Source organism: Streptomyces sp. NPDC037288, from assembly GCF_055603265.1.
The window spans coordinates 60,054-77,193 of the sequence record NZ_JBVJVY010000002.1 but is presented as its reverse complement, the minus strand read 5'-3'; the positions used below and the strand labels follow the sequence as shown (position 1 = coordinate 77,193).

At 71.5% G+C, this 17,140-nt stretch carries 17 protein-coding genes; 15 read left to right on the top strand and 2 right to left on the bottom strand.

Going from position 1 to position 17,140, the window contains the following annotated elements; all coding sequences use genetic code 11:
- Window positions 1–81: 81 nt before the first annotated feature.
- From ACZ7GZ_RS02715 to ACZ7GZ_RS02645, 15 genes are all read left to right on the top strand, one after another.
- Window positions 82–1,719: an acyl-CoA dehydrogenase family protein gene (locus ACZ7GZ_RS02715; RefSeq protein ID WP_471020346.1), complete on the top strand. Its 1,638-nt coding sequence runs from the start codon at window positions 82–84 to the stop codon at window positions 1,717–1,719.
- 401 nt (window positions 1,720–2,120) lie between these two features.
- Complete coding sequence (locus ACZ7GZ_RS02710) at window positions 2,121–3,407, top strand: GAF domain-containing protein (RefSeq protein WP_471020767.1); 1,287 nt, start codon at window positions 2,121–2,123, stop codon at window positions 3,405–3,407.
- A gap of 175 nt (window positions 3,408–3,582) precedes the next feature.
- Window positions 3,583–4,917: a hypothetical protein gene (locus tag ACZ7GZ_RS02705; protein WP_471020345.1), complete on the top strand. Its 1,335-nt coding sequence runs from the start codon at window positions 3,583–3,585 to the stop codon at window positions 4,915–4,917.
- Window positions 4,918–5,335: 418 nt separating this feature from the next.
- The gene (locus tag ACZ7GZ_RS02700; protein WP_471020343.1) at window positions 5,336–5,908 is read left to right on the top strand and encodes a GNAT family N-acetyltransferase; all 573 of its coding nucleotides are present in this window, start codon (window positions 5,336–5,338) and stop codon (window positions 5,906–5,908) included.
- 139 nt (window positions 5,909–6,047) lie between these two features.
- Window positions 6,048–6,131 (top strand): putative leader peptide, encoded by an 84-nt coding sequence (locus tag ACZ7GZ_RS02695; RefSeq protein WP_309486338.1) that lies wholly within the window; start codon window positions 6,048–6,050, stop codon window positions 6,129–6,131.
- A gap of 127 nt (window positions 6,132–6,258) precedes the next feature.
- Entirely contained in the window at window positions 6,259–7,956 is a 1,698-nt protein-coding gene (locus ACZ7GZ_RS02690; RefSeq protein ID WP_471020341.1) for a nitrite/sulfite reductase, read from the top strand.
- Entirely contained in the window at window positions 7,953–8,144 is a 192-nt protein-coding gene (locus tag ACZ7GZ_RS02685) for a hypothetical protein (protein WP_471020339.1), read from the top strand. The genes ACZ7GZ_RS02690 and ACZ7GZ_RS02685 overlap by 4 nt, the downstream gene beginning before the upstream one ends.
- Window positions 8,141–8,854, top strand: coding sequence for a phosphoadenylyl-sulfate reductase (locus tag ACZ7GZ_RS02680; protein WP_471020337.1), 714 nt, complete (start codon window positions 8,141–8,143; stop codon window positions 8,852–8,854). Before ACZ7GZ_RS02685 ends, ACZ7GZ_RS02680 begins: the two co-directional genes overlap by 4 nt.
- Before the next feature lie 26 nt (window positions 8,855–8,880).
- Window positions 8,881–9,417 carry an adenylyl-sulfate kinase gene (gene cysC / locus ACZ7GZ_RS02675; RefSeq protein WP_471020766.1) on the top strand — a complete coding sequence of 179 codons (537 nt, stop codon included), beginning with the start codon at window positions 8,881–8,883 and terminating at the stop codon, window positions 9,415–9,417.
- Complete coding sequence (gene cysD / locus ACZ7GZ_RS02670) at window positions 9,414–10,358, top strand: sulfate adenylyltransferase subunit CysD (RefSeq protein ID WP_471020335.1); 945 nt, start codon at window positions 9,414–9,416, stop codon at window positions 10,356–10,358. The genes cysC and cysD overlap by 4 nt, the downstream gene beginning before the upstream one ends.
- A gap of 2 nt (window positions 10,359–10,360) precedes the next feature.
- On the top strand, window positions 10,361–11,695 hold the full coding sequence (locus ACZ7GZ_RS02665) for a sulfate adenylyltransferase subunit 1 (protein ID WP_471020332.1): 1,335 nt from the start codon (window positions 10,361–10,363) through the stop codon (window positions 11,693–11,695).
- Between the two features lie 234 nt (window positions 11,696–11,929).
- Window positions 11,930–13,039 carry an aliphatic sulfonate ABC transporter substrate-binding protein gene (locus ACZ7GZ_RS02660; RefSeq protein WP_471020329.1) on the top strand — a complete coding sequence of 370 codons (1,110 nt, stop codon included), beginning with the start codon at window positions 11,930–11,932 and terminating at the stop codon, window positions 13,037–13,039.
- Window positions 13,040–13,051: 12 nt separating this feature from the next.
- Window positions 13,052–13,855, top strand: coding sequence for an ABC transporter ATP-binding protein (locus ACZ7GZ_RS02655; protein ID WP_471020326.1), 804 nt, complete (start codon window positions 13,052–13,054; stop codon window positions 13,853–13,855).
- Window positions 13,842–14,732: an ABC transporter permease gene (locus tag ACZ7GZ_RS02650; protein WP_471020324.1), complete on the top strand. Its 891-nt coding sequence runs from the start codon at window positions 13,842–13,844 to the stop codon at window positions 14,730–14,732. The genes ACZ7GZ_RS02655 and ACZ7GZ_RS02650 overlap by 14 nt, the downstream gene beginning before the upstream one ends.
- Before the next feature lies 1 nt (window position 14,733).
- On the top strand, window positions 14,734–15,483 hold the full coding sequence (locus tag ACZ7GZ_RS02645) for a sirohydrochlorin chelatase (RefSeq protein ID WP_471020322.1): 750 nt from the start codon (window positions 14,734–14,736) through the stop codon (window positions 15,481–15,483).
- Window positions 15,484–15,514: 31 nt separating this feature from the next.
- On the opposite strand, the gene ACZ7GZ_RS02640 is transcribed toward ACZ7GZ_RS02645, so the two are convergent.
- Together ACZ7GZ_RS02640 and ACZ7GZ_RS02635 are read right to left on the bottom strand one after the other, a co-directional pair.
- Window positions 15,515–15,838, bottom strand: a complete 324-nt coding sequence (locus ACZ7GZ_RS02640) for a hypothetical protein (protein WP_471020318.1) — start codon at window positions 15,836–15,838, stop codon at window positions 15,515–15,517.
- Between the two features lie 642 nt (window positions 15,839–16,480).
- Window positions 16,481–17,140, bottom strand: coding sequence for a mycothiol-dependent nitroreductase Rv2466c family protein (locus ACZ7GZ_RS02635; RefSeq protein ID WP_471020315.1), 660 nt, complete (start codon window positions 17,138–17,140; stop codon window positions 16,481–16,483).

The following is a 17,140-nucleotide window of genomic DNA, read 5'->3' as shown; positions in this document are numbered from 1 at the left end:
GACCGCATCCGGCGCGCCCGGCGGTGCCGCTGTGCCACTGTGGAGGTCATCAGCGCCGCCGTCCCGGGTAGGTTCGCAATCATGGCAGGCACCTCCACCCACACCGTGACGAACCAGCCGCCTGAGCTGGTCGGCTACGACCTGTTCACCGCCGACCGGGCCCTCGTGGCGGCCGTCGGGCGGCACACCGGTCCGGACGTGCTCGACGAGGTGCGCGCGGAGCTGTCCGCGCTGGGCCGGGCCGCCGGCTCGGCCCAGGTGCAGGAGTGGGCGGCGCGGGCGAACGAGCACCCGCCCCGGCTGCGCACCCACGACCGGTACGGGCACCGGATCGACGAGGTCGACTTCCACCCGGCCTGGCACCGGCTGCTCGGCAAGGGCGTCTCGGCGGGCCTGACCGGGGCCTGGATCCGGCCGTCGGGGCACGTCCGCCGGGCCGCCGGGTTCCTGGTCTGGACGCAGGCCGAGGCGGGCAACTGCTGCCCGCTGTCGATGACGCACGCGGCCGTGCCGGCGCTGCGCACCGATCCGGCGCTCGCCGCCGAGTGGGAGCCGCGGCTGACGTCCACGGTCTACGACCGGGAGCTGCGGCCCGCCGAGCGGAAGGCCGGCGTGCTCTTCGGTATGGGCATGACCGAGAAGCAGGGCGGCAGCGACGTCCGTGCGAACACCACCGAGGCCCGGCCGCTCACCGAGGCCGGCGCGTACACGCTGACCGGGCACAAGTGGTTCTGCTCGGCGCCGATGTCGGACGCGTTCCTCGTACTCGCCCAGGCCCCGGGCGGCCTCACCTGCTTCCTGGTGCCGCGCGTCCTGCCCGACGGCAGCCGCAACGTCTTCCTCGTGCAGCGGCTGAAGGACAAGCTGGGCAACCGTTCCAACGCCTCCGCCGAGGTGGAGTTCGCCGGCACCTGGGCCCGCCGGGTCGGCGAGGAGGGGCGCGGGGTGCGGACGATCATCGAGATGGTCGCGGCGACGAGGCTGGACTGTGCGCTGGGCTCGGCGGGTCTGATGCGGCAGGCGGTGGCGCAGGCGATCCACCACTGCACCTACCGGGAGGCCTTCGGGGGCCGGCTGCTCGACAAGCCGCTGATGCGCAACGTCCTGGCCGACCTCGCGCTGGAGTCCGAGGCCGCGACCACGTTCGCGCTCCGGCTCGCGGCCGCGTACGACGACGGCGGCGAGCAGGAGCGTGCCTTCGTGCGGCTGGCGGTGCCGGCCGCCAAGTACTGGATCACCAAGCGCTGTGCGCCCGTCGCGGTCGAGGCCGCGGAGTGCCTGGGCGGAAACGGTTACGTCGAGGAGTCGGGCCTGCCCCGGCTGGTACGGGAATCGCCGCTGAACTCCGTCTGGGAGGGCGCCGGAAACGTCCAGGCGCTGGACGTGCTGCGGGTGCTGCAACGGGAGCCGGGCGCGCTGGACGCCTGCCTGACCGAGATCGGCCGGGCGCACGGCGCCGACCACCGCCTGGACCGCGCCGTGAAGGACTTCTTCACCGAACTCGCCGACCTGAGCGACGTCGAGGGCCGCGCCCGCCGCCTGGTGGAACGCCTCGCACTGGTCCTCCAGGGCTCCCTGCTGGTCCGCTTCGCCCCACCGGAGGTGGCCGACGCCTTCTGCGCCTCGCGGCTGGGCGGCGACCACGGCGCGTCGTTCGGCACCCTGCCAACGAGCCTGGACCTGGAGGCGGTTGTGGAAAGGGCACGTCCGGTGTCCTGACGGCGGAGGTGGACGCAAGTCACCCGGGGTCGCGGGCAACTGCGCGACCCGCCGCGGCGCACCGTCAACCCCCGACGCACCCGCACCACGCACCCGCACCACGCACCCGGGGCTGACGAAGCCGGCCGGCGCCCGGAGAGGGTGGTGCTGCGCCGACACGGCACCACCCCCACCGCGTGGGCCCGTTGGGCCCGCGGACGCGACAAGTCTCGGCCACCCTCCGACCGTCCACCAGGGTTGCAAGGGGTTGCAACTTGTCGGGGCACGTGCGCGGAGTGTGTGCCTCCGGCCTGTCCAAAGCGGCAGTATGAGAGGAACAGCCGGACCGGAAACCACCGCCCGGACGGCTTGACAACGATGTTCGGCGCCCTTCCGGAAGGACCCCCGTGGTGAACCCGCCGATGAACGTGGCGCACCTGGCCGCCGTGGACGCGACACAGGCGGCGCGGCTGCTGAGCGAGGTACGCGACGCCACGCTTGCCGGTCAACGTGCGAGGATCGCGCCCCGGCCGGTGATCGAGCAGTCCTGGGGACGGATGCTGCGCAGCGGTGTCGATCCCGACCACGACTTCAGATCCGGCCTGCTGTCCTTTGAGGAAGTGCGGCGCCGGCGCCAGGAGTCACCGCTCAGGCATGTCCTGCCGGTGCTGCGTGAGGGTCTGCTTTCGGTCGCCGATGTGGCCCAGCACATCATGGTCGTCGCGGACGCCGACGGGCGGGTGCTGTGGCGGGAGGGGGCCTCCCCGGTGCTGCGCAAGGCGGACGGGCTCGGTTTCGAAGTCGGCGCGGACTGGCGGGAAGACGTCGTCGGCACCAACGGGGTGGGCACTCCGGCGGTCGTACGACGGCCCGTACAGGTCTTCGCCGCCGAGCACTTCGTCCGCTCGCACGCCTCGTGGACCTGCACGGGCGCGCCGATCACCGACCCCAGGGACGGGCGGCTGATCGGCGTCGTGGACATCAGCGGCCCGCTGGAGACGATGCATCCGGCGACCCTCGCCTGGGTGGACTCGGTGGCCAAGCTGGCCGAGGCACGGCTGCGGGAGCTGCATCTGAACTCGCTGGAGCGGCTGCGGTCGGTGGCGGCTCCGGTGCTGGCCCGGCTGGACGGGCGGGCGCTGATGGTGGACCGGGACGGCTGGACGGCGGCCGTGTCGGGGATGCCGTACGTACGGCGCGTCGCGCTGCCCAAGTCGCTCGCGCCGGGCCGCCGGTGGCTGCCGTCGCTGGGTTCGTGCGCGGTGGAGCCGCTGGCCGGGGGCTGGTTGCTGCGGGTGGCCGAGGAGCCGCTCGGCACCGCCACGCGGATCGTGCTGGACCTGGCCAGGCCGGGCCGCAGTACGCTGACGGTTTCCGGGTCCGCGGGTTCCTGGTCGCGTGAACTCAGTCCCCGGCACGCCGAGTTGCTGTATCTGCTCGCCGCCCACCGGTCCGGCCGCGGTGCGGCGGCGCTGGCCGGGGATCTGTTCGGGGATCCCTCACGCACGGTGACGGTGCGGGCTGAGTTGTCCCGGATCCGGAGATATGTGGGGGAGCTTCTCCAGCACCGGCCGTATCGCTTTGGCGAGGATGCGGAGGTCGAGGTGCTGCTCCCCGACGACCCTCGTGACCTGCTGCCTTCCTCCACGGCACCGGCGATCACGCGGAGCCGGACGGCCGTGCGGGGTGCCGGGCCCGCGGCTCGGTGAGCGTGTCTTCCGCATATGTGCGGGGACTTCGCCCTGCGCGGGCCGTTACTGCCGTAGCATCCCCTAGGGGACTGACCGGTTGCCTCTTGCGTCAACCTACTGATCGTCAGGCGCAGTTGGCACACCGGCGGCCGGCGCGCACCGGCGGCTGAGGAGCCCTGGAAGAGGGGACGAGATGAAGCATCGCGGCAGACATCGCCGGCGCAGGCGGGGCGCTGCACTGCGCGCGGTCCTGACCGGGACCGCGCTGGCGCTCACCGCGGCCGCCACCTTGATCAGCGTCTCCCAGGCGGACGACACCGACAGCCCCGGCGCGCTCAAGCCGCTCTCCTCGCCGGCGGAGACCGGCCGGCTACGGCTCCAGGAGCGTCTGGTGCCCGCCTCTACGCTGAACCGGCTGTCCGCCGCGATGGGCCGTCCGGTCGGGGTGGACGCCGTCCTGGCGAGCGCCGACCGCGGGATGCGTGAGTCCGCCGACTGCTCCTCCGCCGACCGTGCGTCGCTGCCCGTGGCCCCGGCCGTCACGCGTGCCTACTGCTGGGACCCGGCCGACTCCGCCGGCACGGACTGGCGGCCGGCGTCGGTGACCACCTCCGGGGACGCGGACGACGACGGCGTCTGGGGCGCCCACCGGGTCGTCCTCGCCGGCTGGACCCACAGCGCCGCCACCGGCCGGGCCGACGAGCGCGGGCTGGCCAGGGTCGCCTTCGTGAACGCCGACGACCCCGCCCGGCCCGCCTACGGCTGGGTGCTGCTGGTGGTGCCGGTCGACGGCGGCCGTGACTACCGGGGGCTCGGCTCCGGGATCTCCGGGATGGTCTGGTACCAGGACAAGCTGCTGGTCACCGCCAGGGCCGGCAGCGCCGACGCGCTGTATGTCTACGACCTCGGCCGGATCCAGCGCACCAGCGTCGACGGGCCCGCGATCGGCCGGGTGCCCGGCGGCTGGTCCGCCGACGGCTACCGGTACGTGATGCCCGCGGTCGGCTCCTACCGCTTCACCGCGGGCCGCTGCGCCCGCTCGGGGCCGCCCTGTCCCGGCGCGCTCGCCCTGGACCGGAGCACGGTGCCGGACAGCCTGGTCGCCGCGGAGCGGACCGCGCCGGACGGCGACCGGAACGCACGGCTGTGGCGGTATGCGTTCAGCATGGATCCCGCGCGCGGCGGGCTGCTCGCCACGGACGCCGCGGGGCGGGTGAAGGCGGTGGAGGCCTACCGGACGCGGGCGGCCGGGATCCGGGGCGTGCTGTCGTACCGGCAGCCCGGGGCGGAACAGCCGTCCTGGTATGTGGGACATCTGCCCGGTTCAGGGGACGGACACGGCGGCCTGTGGCGGCAGGACTCCAGGGGTGCGAAGGCCGCGCACTGCGGCGCGGACGCCTCACACCGCTGCTGGGCACAGTCCGCGGGGTCGCTGTCCTACTGGCAGGAGACGGGCGAGGTGTGGTCCCTGTCGGACCGCATGCTCTTCGCGATACCCCTGCCGAGCCTGGACCACACCCTGAGCTGACCCGACCGTCGTTGAGCCGGCCGGACCGTCGTTGAGCCGGCCCGACCACCGCTGAACGGATCCGGCCGCCCCTTCGGGTGCCACGGCCTCCGGGGCACCCCAACCGACCCCGGGTCCACGCGGCCGCCGCCGGCCGATCCGGCCCCGCCACCGGCCTACCCGGCCGCCGCTGAGCAGAACCGGACCGGCCGCCACAGGATGACGCGACCCTCCCCGAAGTAACTCGGCCACCCCCGGCAGGCGACGCGGCCGCCCCAAGGACGACCCCGCCGCCCCTCAGCTCACCGGCCGGCCCGGCCTCCGCTGAGCCGAACCGGCCGTCCCCGGGCCGGCCCCGACGCCGCTGGGACTCTCCCAGCCGCCCCGGGCTCACCCGGCCGATCGACAGACCGGGGGCCGGGATGGTTCCCTGGCCCGCATGAGCAGCGTCCCTGTCACCACCTGGTCCCTGGAGCAGACCTCGCCGGCCGATCTTCTGGCCGCCGGCGCGCCCGAGGGCGACGTCCGGGTCGTCCGTGCCGAGGTGCCCTCCCCCGAGTTCAGTCGCTTCCTGTACGCCTCGGTCGGCGGCGACATCCACTGGACCGACCGGCTGGGCTGGACGTACGCCCGATGGCAGCAGCATCTGGACCGGCCCGGCGTGGAGACCTGGGTGGCCTACGACCGGGGCACCCCGGCCGGCTATGCGGAGCTGGACCCGCAGGACGAAGGTGTCGTCGAGATCGTCTACTTCGGTCTGCTGCCCGCCTTCCGGGGGCGGCGCATCGGCGGGCATCTGCTGTCGTACGGCACGGCCCGCGCCTGGGACCTGGCCGAGCGGTGGCCGCAGCGGACACCGACGAAGCGGGTGTGGCTGCACACCTGCAGCCTCGACGGCGACTTCGCCATGGACAACTACACGCGGCGCGGCTTCAAGCTGTTCGACACCAAGGTCGAGCCGGAGCCCGAGGTCGCGGCGCCGGGACCGTGGCCCGGGGCGTACCCCGCCTGATAGCCCGTGAGACCTGGCGGGACAAGCCCTCCCGCAGCGTATGTGAGCGACGACACCCTTGTTCCACATTCCGGGACAAGGGTGTCCACATGATGGATAAAGCTGGACTGTGTCCAGATCGCCATGACACGCTTCCGTCATGTCTGGAACTGGAATTGCCTTGGTGAGTCGGCGGCACGTCGACCTCGGCCGCATGTCCAGCGCCATCTGTCCGGCGAGCTGACGCCCCAGCACCGCCGCGAACCCCCCCGTACCTGATTCTCCTTGCGCAACGACGCGCACGCCTGCCCGCGTGCGCGCATCTGCGCAGGTCAGAGCTGATTCCCACCGGTCCCGAAGGACGTAGAACCATGGCCGCCACTCCACCGAACCCCGCCGCCTCCGCGCCCCGCCGCAAGGTGAGCCGTCACCGCGGCGAGGGTCAGTGGGCCGTGGGTCACTTCACCCCGCTCAACGGCAACGAGCAGGTCAAGAAGGACGACGACGGTCTCAATGTGCGGACACGCATTGAGACGATCTACTCCAAGCGCGGCTTCGACTCGATCGACCCCAGCGACCTGCGCGGCCGGATGCGCTGGTGGGGGCTGTACACCCAGCGCAAGCCCGGGATCGACGGCGGCAAGACCGCGGTCCTGGAGCCGGAGGAGCTGGACGACCGCTACTTCATGCTGCGGGTCCGCATCGACGGCGGGGCGCTCACCACCCAGCAGCTGCGCGTCATCGGCGAGATCTCGCAGGAGTTCGCGCGCGGCACCGCGGACATCACCGACCGGCAGAACGTCCAGTACCACTGGATCCGGATCGAGGACGTGCCCGAGATCTGGGACCGGCTGGAGGGCGTGGGCCTGTCGACCGTCACCGCCTGCGGTGACACCCCGCGTGTGATGATCGGCTCCCCGGTGGCGGGCATCGCCGAGGACGAGATCATCGACGGCACGCCGGCGCTGGAGGAGATGAAGCGCCGCGTCCTGAACAACAAGGCGTACTCGAACCTCCCGCGGAAGTTCAAGACGGCCATCTCGGGCTCGCCGCTGCTGGACGTCGTGCACGAGATCAACGACGTCGCGTTCGTCGGCGTACGGCACCCCGAGCACGGCCCGGGCTTCGACGTGTGGGTCGGCGGCGGCCTGTCCACCAACCCCAAGCTGGGCGTACGGCTCGGCGCCTGGGTGCCGATCGACGAGGTCCCCGACGTCTACGAGGGCGTCGTCTCGATCTTCCGTGACTACGGCTACCGCCGGCTGCGCAACCGCGCCCGGCTGAAGTTCCTCGTCGCCGACTGGGGCGCGGAGAAGTTCCGTCGGGTGCTGGAGGACGAGTACCTCAAGCGCACGCTGACCGACGGGCCCGCCCCCGAGCAGCCGGTCCAGCAGTGGCGCGACCACATCGGTGTGCACCGGCAGAAGGACGGCCGGTTCTACGTCGGTTTCGCACCGCGCGTCGGCCGGGTCGACGGTGCCACGCTGACGAAGATCGCCGATCTCGCGGAGGCGCACGGCTCGGGCCGGGTGCGGACCACCGTCGAGCAGAAGATGATCGTCCTGGATGTCGAACAGGACCAGGTCGACTCGCTGGTCGAGGGGCTGGAGGCGCTGGACCTCACCGCCCGGCCGTCCTCCTTCCGGCGCGGCACCATGGCCTGCACCGGCATCGAGTTCTGCAAGCTCGCCATCGTCGAGACCAAGCAGCGCGGCTCGACGCTCATCGACGAACTCGAACGCCGGCTGCCGGGCTTCGACGAGCCGGTCACCATCAACCTCAACGGCTGCCCGAACGCCTGCGCCCGTATCCAGGTCGCGGACATCGGTCTCAAGGGTCAGCTGGTCATCGACGACCAGGGCGAGCAGGTCGAGGGCTACCAGGTGCACCTCGGCGGCGCCCTGGGCCTGGAGCCGGGCTTCGGCCGCAAGGTGCGCGGTCTGAAGGTCACCGCGGACGAACTGCCCGACTACATCGAGCGGGTGCTGAGGCGGTTCCAGGCGGAGCGCGAGGACGGCGAGCGGTTCGCCTCCTGGGCCGCGCGGGCCTCCGAGGAGGCGCTGTCGTGAGCGAGCGGGCCGCACCTTTCTACTGCCCCTACTGCGGCGACGAGGACCTTCGGCCGAGCGAGGCCCTGGAAGGCGGCCACGGCGCCTGGGAATGCGCGGCATGCAACCGCGCATTCCAGCTGAAGTTCCTCGGGCTGCTCGCCCGGGGCCTTCAGCGAGCCGACCACGGAGGGGACGACGGGATATGACGACGGCTCAGGAACAGCAGCGTACGGCCGAGGAGTTGAAGGCGCTCGCCGAGCGGGCGGGCCGTGAGCTGGAGGACGCCTCCGCACTGGAGATCCTCCAGTGGGCGGTCGACACGTTCGGCGCGAAGTTCTGCGTGACCTCCTCCATGGAGGACGCCGTGGTCGCCCATCTCGCCTCGCGCGTGCTCAAGGGCGTGGACGTGGTCTTCCTCGACACCGGTTACCACTTCCCGGAGACCATCGGCACCCGCGACGCCGTCGAGGCCGTGATGGACGTCAACGTCATCACCCTCACGCCGAGGCAGACGGTCGCCGAACAGGACGCGGAGTACGGCCCGAAGCTGCACGACCGCGACCCGGACCTGTGCTGCAAGCTGCGCAAGGTGCAGCCCCTGGAAGAGGGACTGACGGGTTACCAGGCGTGGGCGACGGGCCTGCGCCGCGACGAGTCCCCGACCCGGGCGAACACCCCGGTCGTCGGCTGGGACGAGAAGCGGCAGAAGGTCAAGGTCTCCCCGATCGCCCGCTGGACGCAGGACGACGTGGACGCCTACGTCGCCGAACACGGCGTGCTGACCAACCCGTTGCTCATGGACGGCTACGCCTCGATCGGCTGTGCCCCGTGCACCCGCAGGGTCCTGGAGGGTGAGGACGCGCGGGCCGGCCGCTGGGCGGGCCGCACCAAGACCGAGTGCGGACTGCACGGATGACGAACGACTCGACCCAGGAGAACCACGTGACCACCGGAGCCACCGTCTGGCTCACGGGTCTGCCGAGCGCCGGCAAGACCACCATCGCCTACGAGCTGGCCGGCCGGCTGCGCGGAGAGGGCCACCGCGTCGAGGTGCTCGACGGCGACGAGATCCGCGAGTTCATCTCGGCGGGCCTCGGCTTTTCCCGCGAGGACCGGCACACCAACGTGCAGCGCATCGGCTTCGTCGCCGAACTGCTGGCCCGTAACGGCGTCAAGGCGCTGGTGCCGGTGATCGCGCCGTACGCGGACAGCCGGGACGCGGTGCGCAAGCGGCATGAGGAGAACGGCACGTCGTACCTGGAGATCCATGTGGCGACCCCCGTCGAGGTGTGCTCGGTGCGGGATGTGAAGGGGCTGTACGCCAAGCAGGCCGCGGGCGACCTCAAGGGGCTCACCGGGGTCGACGACCCGTACGAGGAGCCGGAGACGCCGGATCTGCGGATCGAGTCGCAGCACCAGACCGTGCAGGAGTCCGCGGCGTCGGTGTACGCCCTGCTGAGCGAGAGGGGACTGGCATGACGACCGTCGCCGAGACCGCGACGGGCGGCGAGGGTACGGAGAGCCCGTACGCCCTGTCGCACCTGGACGCGCTGGAGTCCGAGGCGGTGCACATCTTCCGCGAGGTGGCGGGCGAGTTCGAGAACCCGGTGATCCTGTTCTCCGGCGGCAAGGACTCCATCGTCATGCTGCACCTGGCGCTGAAGGCCTTCGCCCCGGCCTCCGTGCCGTTCTCGCTGCTGCATGTGGACACGGGACACAACTTCCCGGAGGTCCTTGAGTACCGGGACCGTGTGGTCGCCGCACATGGGCTGCGCCTCCATGTGGCCTCCGTCCAGGACTACATCGACCGCGGTGTGCTCAAGGAACGTCCCGACGGCACCCGTAACCCGCTGCAGACCCTCCCCCTGACGCAGAAGATCCAGAGCGAGAAGTTCGACGCGGTGTTCGGCGGCGGCCGCCGGGACGAGGAGAAGGCCCGCGCCAAGGAGCGGGTGTTCTCGCTGCGCGACGAGTTCTCCCAGTGGGACCCGCGCCGTCAGCGCCCGGAGCTGTGGAACCTGTACAACGGCCGGCACGCCCCCGGTGAGCACGTCCGGGTCTTCCCGCTGTCCAACTGGACCGAGCTGGACGTGTGGCAGTACATCGACCGTGAGGGCATCGAACTGCCGCAGATCTACTTCGCGCACGAGCGTGAGGTGTTCCAGCGGGGCGGCATGTGGCTGACGGCGGGTGAGTGGGGCGGCCCGAAGGACGGTGAGACCGTCGAGAGGCGGCTCGTGCGCTACCGCACGGTCGGTGACATGTCCTGCACCGGCGCCGTCGACTCCGACGCGACCACGCTGGACGCCGTGATCGCCGAGATCGCCGCCTCCCGGCTGACCGAGCGCGGCGCCACCCGCGCCGACGACAAGCTCTCCGAGGCCGCGATGGAAGACCGCAAGCGCGAGGGGTACTTCTAAGCATGAGCACGACCACGACCGAGGCTCTCTCGGCCACCACGCTGCTGCGGTTCGCCACCGCCGGCTCCGTCGACGACGGCAAGTCCACGCTCGTCGGACGGCTGCTGCACGACTCCAAGTCGGTCCTCGCCGACCAGCTGGAGGCCGTGGAGCGGGTCTCCGCGAGCCGCGGCCAGGACGGCCCGGACCTCGCCCTCCTCACCGACGGCCTGCGCGCCGAGCGCGAGCAGGGCATCACCATCGACGTGGCGTACCGCTACTTCGCCACGCCCCGGCGCCGGTTCATCCTGGCCGACACGCCCGGCCATGTGCAGTACACCCGCAACATGGTCACCGGTGCCTCGACGGCCGAGCTGACCGTGATCCTCGTCGACGCCCGCAACGGCGTGGTCGAGCAGACCCGCCGGCACGCGGCGATCGCGGCCCTGCTGCGCGTCCCGCACGTGGTGCTCGCGGTCAACAAGATGGACCTCGTCGGGTACGAGGAGTCCGTCTTCGCGGCGATCGCCGAGGAGTTCACGGCGTACGCGACCGAACTCGGTGTGCCCGAGGTCACCGCGATCCCGATCTCGGCACTGGCCGGTGACAACGTGGTGGAGCCGTCCGCGAACATGGACTGGTACGGCGGCCCGACCGTCCTGGAACACCTGGAAACCGTTCCCGTCACCCATGATCTGGCGCACTGCCACGCCCGGCTGCCGGTGCAGTACGTGATCCGGCCGCAGACCGCCGAACACCCGGACTACCGGGGCTACGCGGGCCAGATCGCGGCCGGCACCTTCCGGGTCGGCGACGAGGTCACGGTCCTTCCCTCCGGGCGGACCACGCGGATCTCCGGCATCGACCTGCTCGGCGAGCCGGTGGACGTGGCGTGGACGACGCAGTCGGTGACGCTCCGGCTCCAGGACGACATCGACGTCTCGCGCGGCGACCTGATCGTGCCGACGAAGGACGCGCCGGCCACCACGCAGGACGTGGAGGCGACCGTCTGCCATGTGGCCGACGAGCCGCTGACCGTCGGCCACCGGGTGCTGCTCAAGCACGGCACCCGCACGGTCAAGGCGATCGTGAAGGACATCCCGTCCCGGCTCACCCTGGACGACCTGTCCCTGCACCCGCACCCGGGGCAGCTCGTCGCCAACGACATCGGCCGTGTGAAGATCCGTACCGCCGAGCCGCTCCCGGTCGACTCCTACGCCGACTCGCGGCGCACCGGCTCCTTCATCCTGATCGACCCGAGCGACGGCACCACGCTGACCGCGGGCATGGTCGGCGAGTCGTTCGCCTCCCCCGAGCCGGTCAAGGACGAGTCCGAGAACGACGGCTGGGACTTCTGAGCATGAAGACGACCGACGTCTACTCGACGTTCGCGAAGGAGGGCGGCCGCATCGGCAGCGGCGCCCTCGGCAGCGGGCAGGGCGGGGTGGCCCGATGTGCGCGCTGACGTACGCGCACTGCCTGCGCGCCCCGTCCCCCCACCCGACGTCCCGGAAGCGACGAAGACCCCTGCCGAACTCCCGGCCACGACCTGAAAGTCCGTGACCGCCGGGCCAACGAGAGGAACCCCTCCCGTGCCTGCCAACCGCTCCAAGCTGTTCCGTCGCGGTATAGCCGCGCTCGCCGCACTCCCCCTGCTCACTCTCGCAGCCTGCGGCTACGGGTCCGAGTCCAAGAACGACGACACCGCCAAGATCGCGGCCGGGGCCAAGAAGACCGACGGGCTCGACTCCGTCAAGATCGGTTACTTCGGGAACCTGACGCACGCCACCGCCCTGGTCGGCAACCAGAAGGGCTTCTTCCAGAAGGAACTGGGCGCCACCCGGGCCGAGTACCAGCTCTTCAACGCGGGCCCGTCCGAGATCGAGGCCCTCAACTCGGGTTCCATCGACATCGGGTGGATCGGTCCCTCCCCGGCGATCAACGGCTACACCAAGTCCGACGGCAAGAACCTGCGCATCATCGGCGGTTCGGCGTCCGGTGGCGTGAAGCTGGTCGTCGACCCGAAGAAGATCAAGTCCCTGAAGGACGTCAAGGGCAAGAAGATCGCCACCCCGCAGCTCGGCAACACGCAGGACGTGGCCTTCCTCAACTGGGTGGCATCGCAGGGCTGGAAGGTCGACGCGCCAAGCGGCAAGGGTGACGTGTCGGTCATCCGCACGGACAACAAGGTGACCCCGGACGCCTTCAAGTCCGGTTCCGTCGACGGCGCCTGGGTGCCCGAGCCGACCGCGTCCAAGCTGGTCGCCGAGGGCGGCAAGGTGCTGCTGGACGAGTCGGCGCTGTGGCCGGACAAGAAGTTCGTGATCACCAACATCATCGTGCGGCAGGCGTTCCTCAAGGAGCACCCGAAGGCCGTCGAGGCCGTCCTGAAGGCCTCGGTCGAGGCCAACAAGTGGATCAACGCCAACCCGGACCAGGCGAAGGCGGCGGCCAACAAGCAGCTGGAGGCCGACTCCGGCAAGGCGCTGCCGGCGAAGGTCCTGGACCCGGCGTGGAAGTCCATCCGGTTCACCGACGACCCGCTGGCCGCCACCCTCGACACCGAGGCGCAGCACGCCGTGAAGGCCGGCCTGCTGGAGAACCCGAAGCTGGACGGGATCTACGACCTCACCCTCCTGAACAAGGTCCTCAAGGCCGAAGGTGAGAGCACCGTCGAAGACGCCGGGCTCGGCGTCAAGTAACCCCCGTAGCCGATGAGTTCCCAGGAGGTGACGACCATGGCCACGACCTTCGCCAAGGCCGCCGAGTCGGTCGAGCACGCGGCGCGCATCGAACATGTCTCGAAGTCCTTCGCGGGACCCGGTGGGCAGCAGCTCGTCCTGGACGACATCAGCCTCGATGTCGCTCCGGGCGAGTTCGTCACCCTCCTGGGGGCCTCGGGCTGCGGCAAGTCGACGCTGCTGAACCTGGTGGCCGGGCTGGACCAGCCCTCCGCCGGCAACATCACGACCGACGGGCGTCCGGCTCTGATGTTCCAGGAGCACGCCCTGTTCCCGTGGCTGACCGCGGGCAAGAACATCGAACTCGCACTGAAGCTCGGCGGCGTCGCGAAGAACGAGCGGCGCGGCCGGGCCGAGCAGCTGCTCGAACTCGTGCGGCTCCAGGGCGCGTACGGCAAGCGGGTGCACGAGCTGTCCGGCGGTATGCGCCAGCGTGTCGCCATGGCCCGCGCGCTGGCCCAGGACAGCCGGCTGCTGCTGATGGACGAGCCGTTCGCGGCGCTGGACGCGATCACCCGTGACCTGCTGCACGACGAGCTGACCCGGATCTGGGAGGAGACGGGGCTGTCCGTCCTGTTCGTGACGCACAACGTCCGCGAGGCGGTGCGGCTCGCGCAGCGTGTCGTGCTGCTGTCGTCCCGTCCGGGCCGGGTGGCGCGGGAGTGGCAGGTGGACATCCCGCAGCCGCGGCGCATCGAGGACGCGCCGGTCGCCGAGCTGTCCCTTGAGATCACCGAAGTCCTGCGTGGGGAGATCCGCCGCCATGGCCAGCACTGACACGACCAAGGCCGTCCGGCAGGACGCCGCGAGCGTCGAGGCGGGCCTGGACGCCCTGGAGACCGGTGTCGTCGGCCGGACCCCGTTCCGGCAGACGTTCGCCAACAAGATCCTGCCTCCGGTCGTCGCCACCGTGGTGGTGCTGCTGGCGTGGCAGGCACTGATCTCCTTCAAGATCGTCGACGATCCGACGAAACTGCCCTCCCCGGCCGACGTGGGCAACGAGTTCAAGGACGCCTGGCTGCAGGGCAAGCTGCTGGGCTACATCTGGACCAGCGTCTCCCGGGGTCTGCTGGGCTTCCTGTTCGCGCTGGCCATCGGCACGCCGCTGGGGCTGCTGGTGGCCCGGGTGAAGTTCGTGCGCGCCGCGATCGGCCCGGTGCTGTCCGGTCTGCAGTCACTGCCGTCGGTGGCGTGGGTGCCGCCGGCGGTGATCTGGCTGGGCCTGGACAACTCCATGATGTACGCGGTGATCCTGCTCGGCGCCGTCCCCTCCATCGCCAACGGTCTCGTCTCGGGCATCGACCAGGTGCCGCCGCTGTTCCTGCGGGCCGGCCGCACGATGGGGGCGACGGGTCTGAAGGGCGCCTGGCACATCGTCCTGCCGGCCGCGCTGCCCGGCTATCTGGCGGGCCTGAAGCAGGGCTGGGCCTTCTCCTGGCGTTCGCTGATGGCCGCGGAGATCATCGCCTCCTCACCCGACCTGGGCATCGGCCTGGGCGCGCTGCTGGAGAACGGCCGCAACGCCAGCTCCATGTCCATGGTGTTCGAGGCGATCTTCCTGATCCTGTTCGTCGGTATCGCCATCGACCTGCTGATCTTCAGCCCGCTGGAACGCCGGGTGCTGCGCAGCCGCGGCCTGCTGGTGAAGGGCTGACATGCGCGCTCCGGTCCTTCTCGTCATCGCCCACGGCAGCCGTGACCCGCGGCACGCGGCGACCGTGCACGCGCTCGTGGCGCGGGTACGGTCGCTGCGGCCGGGGCTGCGCGTGGAGACCGGTTTCCTGGACTTCAACGTCCCGTCCGTGCACGGGGTGCTGGAGTCCCTGGCGGCGGAGGACGTACGTGACGTCGTAGCCCTCCCGCTCCTGCTGACCCGCGCCTTCCACGCCAAGGCCGACATCCCCGCCGTGCTGCGGGAGGCGCCGGCGCGGCTGCGGATCCGCCAGGCGGATGTGCTCGGTCCGTCCCCGCTGCTGCTGTCGGCGCTGGAACGGCGGCTGTACGAGGCGGGGCTGACACCCGCCGGCAAACCCTCGACCGGGGTCGTGCTGGCCTCGGCGGGGTCCTCCGACCCGGAGGCGATCGCAGTGATCGCCGACATCGCGCGGGAGTGGTGGCACACCGGTTGGTGCGCCGTGCGGCCTGCGTTCGCCTCCGCTGGTTCTCCCACGGGGTTCCCCCGCACCGCGGACGCGGTACGCGAACTGCGCGCCCTCGGCTGCGAGCGGGTCGCCGTCGCGCCGTACGTCCTGGCCCCCGGGTTCCTGCCGGACCGTATCGCGCGGGGCGCGGCCGGGGCCGACGTGCTGGCCGACGTGCTGGGCGCGGCACCCGAGGTGGCGCGGGTGCTGCTGGAACGCTACGACGCGGCGTGCCGGCCGGCACTGGCGGCGCTGGGCGCCTGACGGCCCTGTCGGCCGGCGGGGCTCCGGCCGGTCAGAGGCCGAGCGCGTGCGTGAGCTGCTGGGTGAAGGTGAGGCTGCCGGTGCCGGCCCCCGCCGCGACGGCGACGGTCTCCAGCGCGGTGCGGATCCGCCCCCGGTTGGGCGGCAGGCCGTCCTCGGCGGACAGCGCCAGCTCGGCCTGGATGCTCTCCCCGCACCCGGCCAGTCCCGGGTACTCGGCGCGCAGTGCCCCGGTGAGCCGCTCGGCGACGGCCATGAGGATCTCGAGGTCGGGTGTGCCGTTCCTGGTGTCGATATGGCCGTAGTCGCCGAAGCCGGCCGGGCCGTTGAGGTTTCCGAAGTTGTAGGTGCTCATGTCCTGTCCTCGCTTGTGGCCCGAACGGGCCCTCGGGGGTGGGGAGTTGGCCCTGACTGGCCGAAGATTCCGGGACCGCTGACGTTACCGATGTCGAGGGGCTGCTCGCGGCCGGGGACGGGGAGCCGGTTCTTCACCCGCGGCCCCCGCGGTCCCGAGACGCTCTCCAGGTGGCGTGCCCCGTCGGTGTCCGGGGCGAGGACGTCCGAAAATCGTCACCCGTCCGAGTGACCGGTGTCCGTTGACCACGTCCTCGGACGGCGACGAGGAGCCCCGTCGGTGCGACCGCTCCGAGGCGTCCCCAGCCGATGCCGGGGCTCGACTCCGGGGCGCTCAGCCGCCAGGGCACGCCCTCCCTGCCGTACCGGGGCAGCGCCGCCCATGGTGTGTCCGTCACGCTCATACGCCCCCCTCCGGCCGCCAGCGCGCTTCACCCTAGGGACAGCCCGACGGGTTTGTCGCGAGGTTCGGCGAGCGCTGGCCCCGGGAGACGTGGGCGTGGTAGGGGCCGCCGGGTCCGGCGCTCCCCTGTGACGTCGGACCGCGGCGGCTTCTCGTTCTGCGCCGGTCGCGGCCCATGTGTCACACGAACGGCGAACTCGACGGGCTCGAGGGGCGTATATCGGCCACTGTGCCCACCGGTCAGTCGAAGCGGAGGGCGCCGGTGCGGGTGCGCTTGAGCTCGAAGAGGTCGGGGTGGCGGGCCAGCACCCGGAAGCTGTCGAAGAGTTCGGCCGCCTCGGTGCCGCGCGGAACGGCGCGCAGCACGGGCCCGAACCACACCGTTCCGTCGATGTGGAGGGTCGGCGTCCCCACGTAGCCGCCCGAGTCCGGCTCGGTGCCGGCCGTGTGACTGCGGCGCACGGCGTCGTCGTACGACGGGTCGTGGGCGGCGGCCGACAGCTCGGCGGGCAGCCCGAGTTCGGCGAGCGCCTCGGTGATCACCTGGTCGAAGTCCTTGGTGCCGCGTTCATGGATCCGGGTGCCGAACGCGGTGTACAGGTCGCGCAGCACCGTCGCACCGTGCCGTTCGGCGGCGGCCACGGCGACCCGTACCGGGCCGGTCGAGCGGTCCACCAGGTCCCGGTACCAGTCGGGCAGTTCGTTGCCCGTGTTGTGCAGGTACAGGCTCATCACCCGGAACCGGAGGTCGAGCGGGCGCAGGCGCTCGACCTCCAGCAGCCAGCGGGAGGTGATCCAGGCGAAGGGGCAGGCCGGGTCGAAGAAGAAGTCGATCCGGGTCGGGGCAGGCTCGGCGGCAGTGGCAGTGGCAGTGGCAGTGGCAGTGGCGCGGTACGTCAT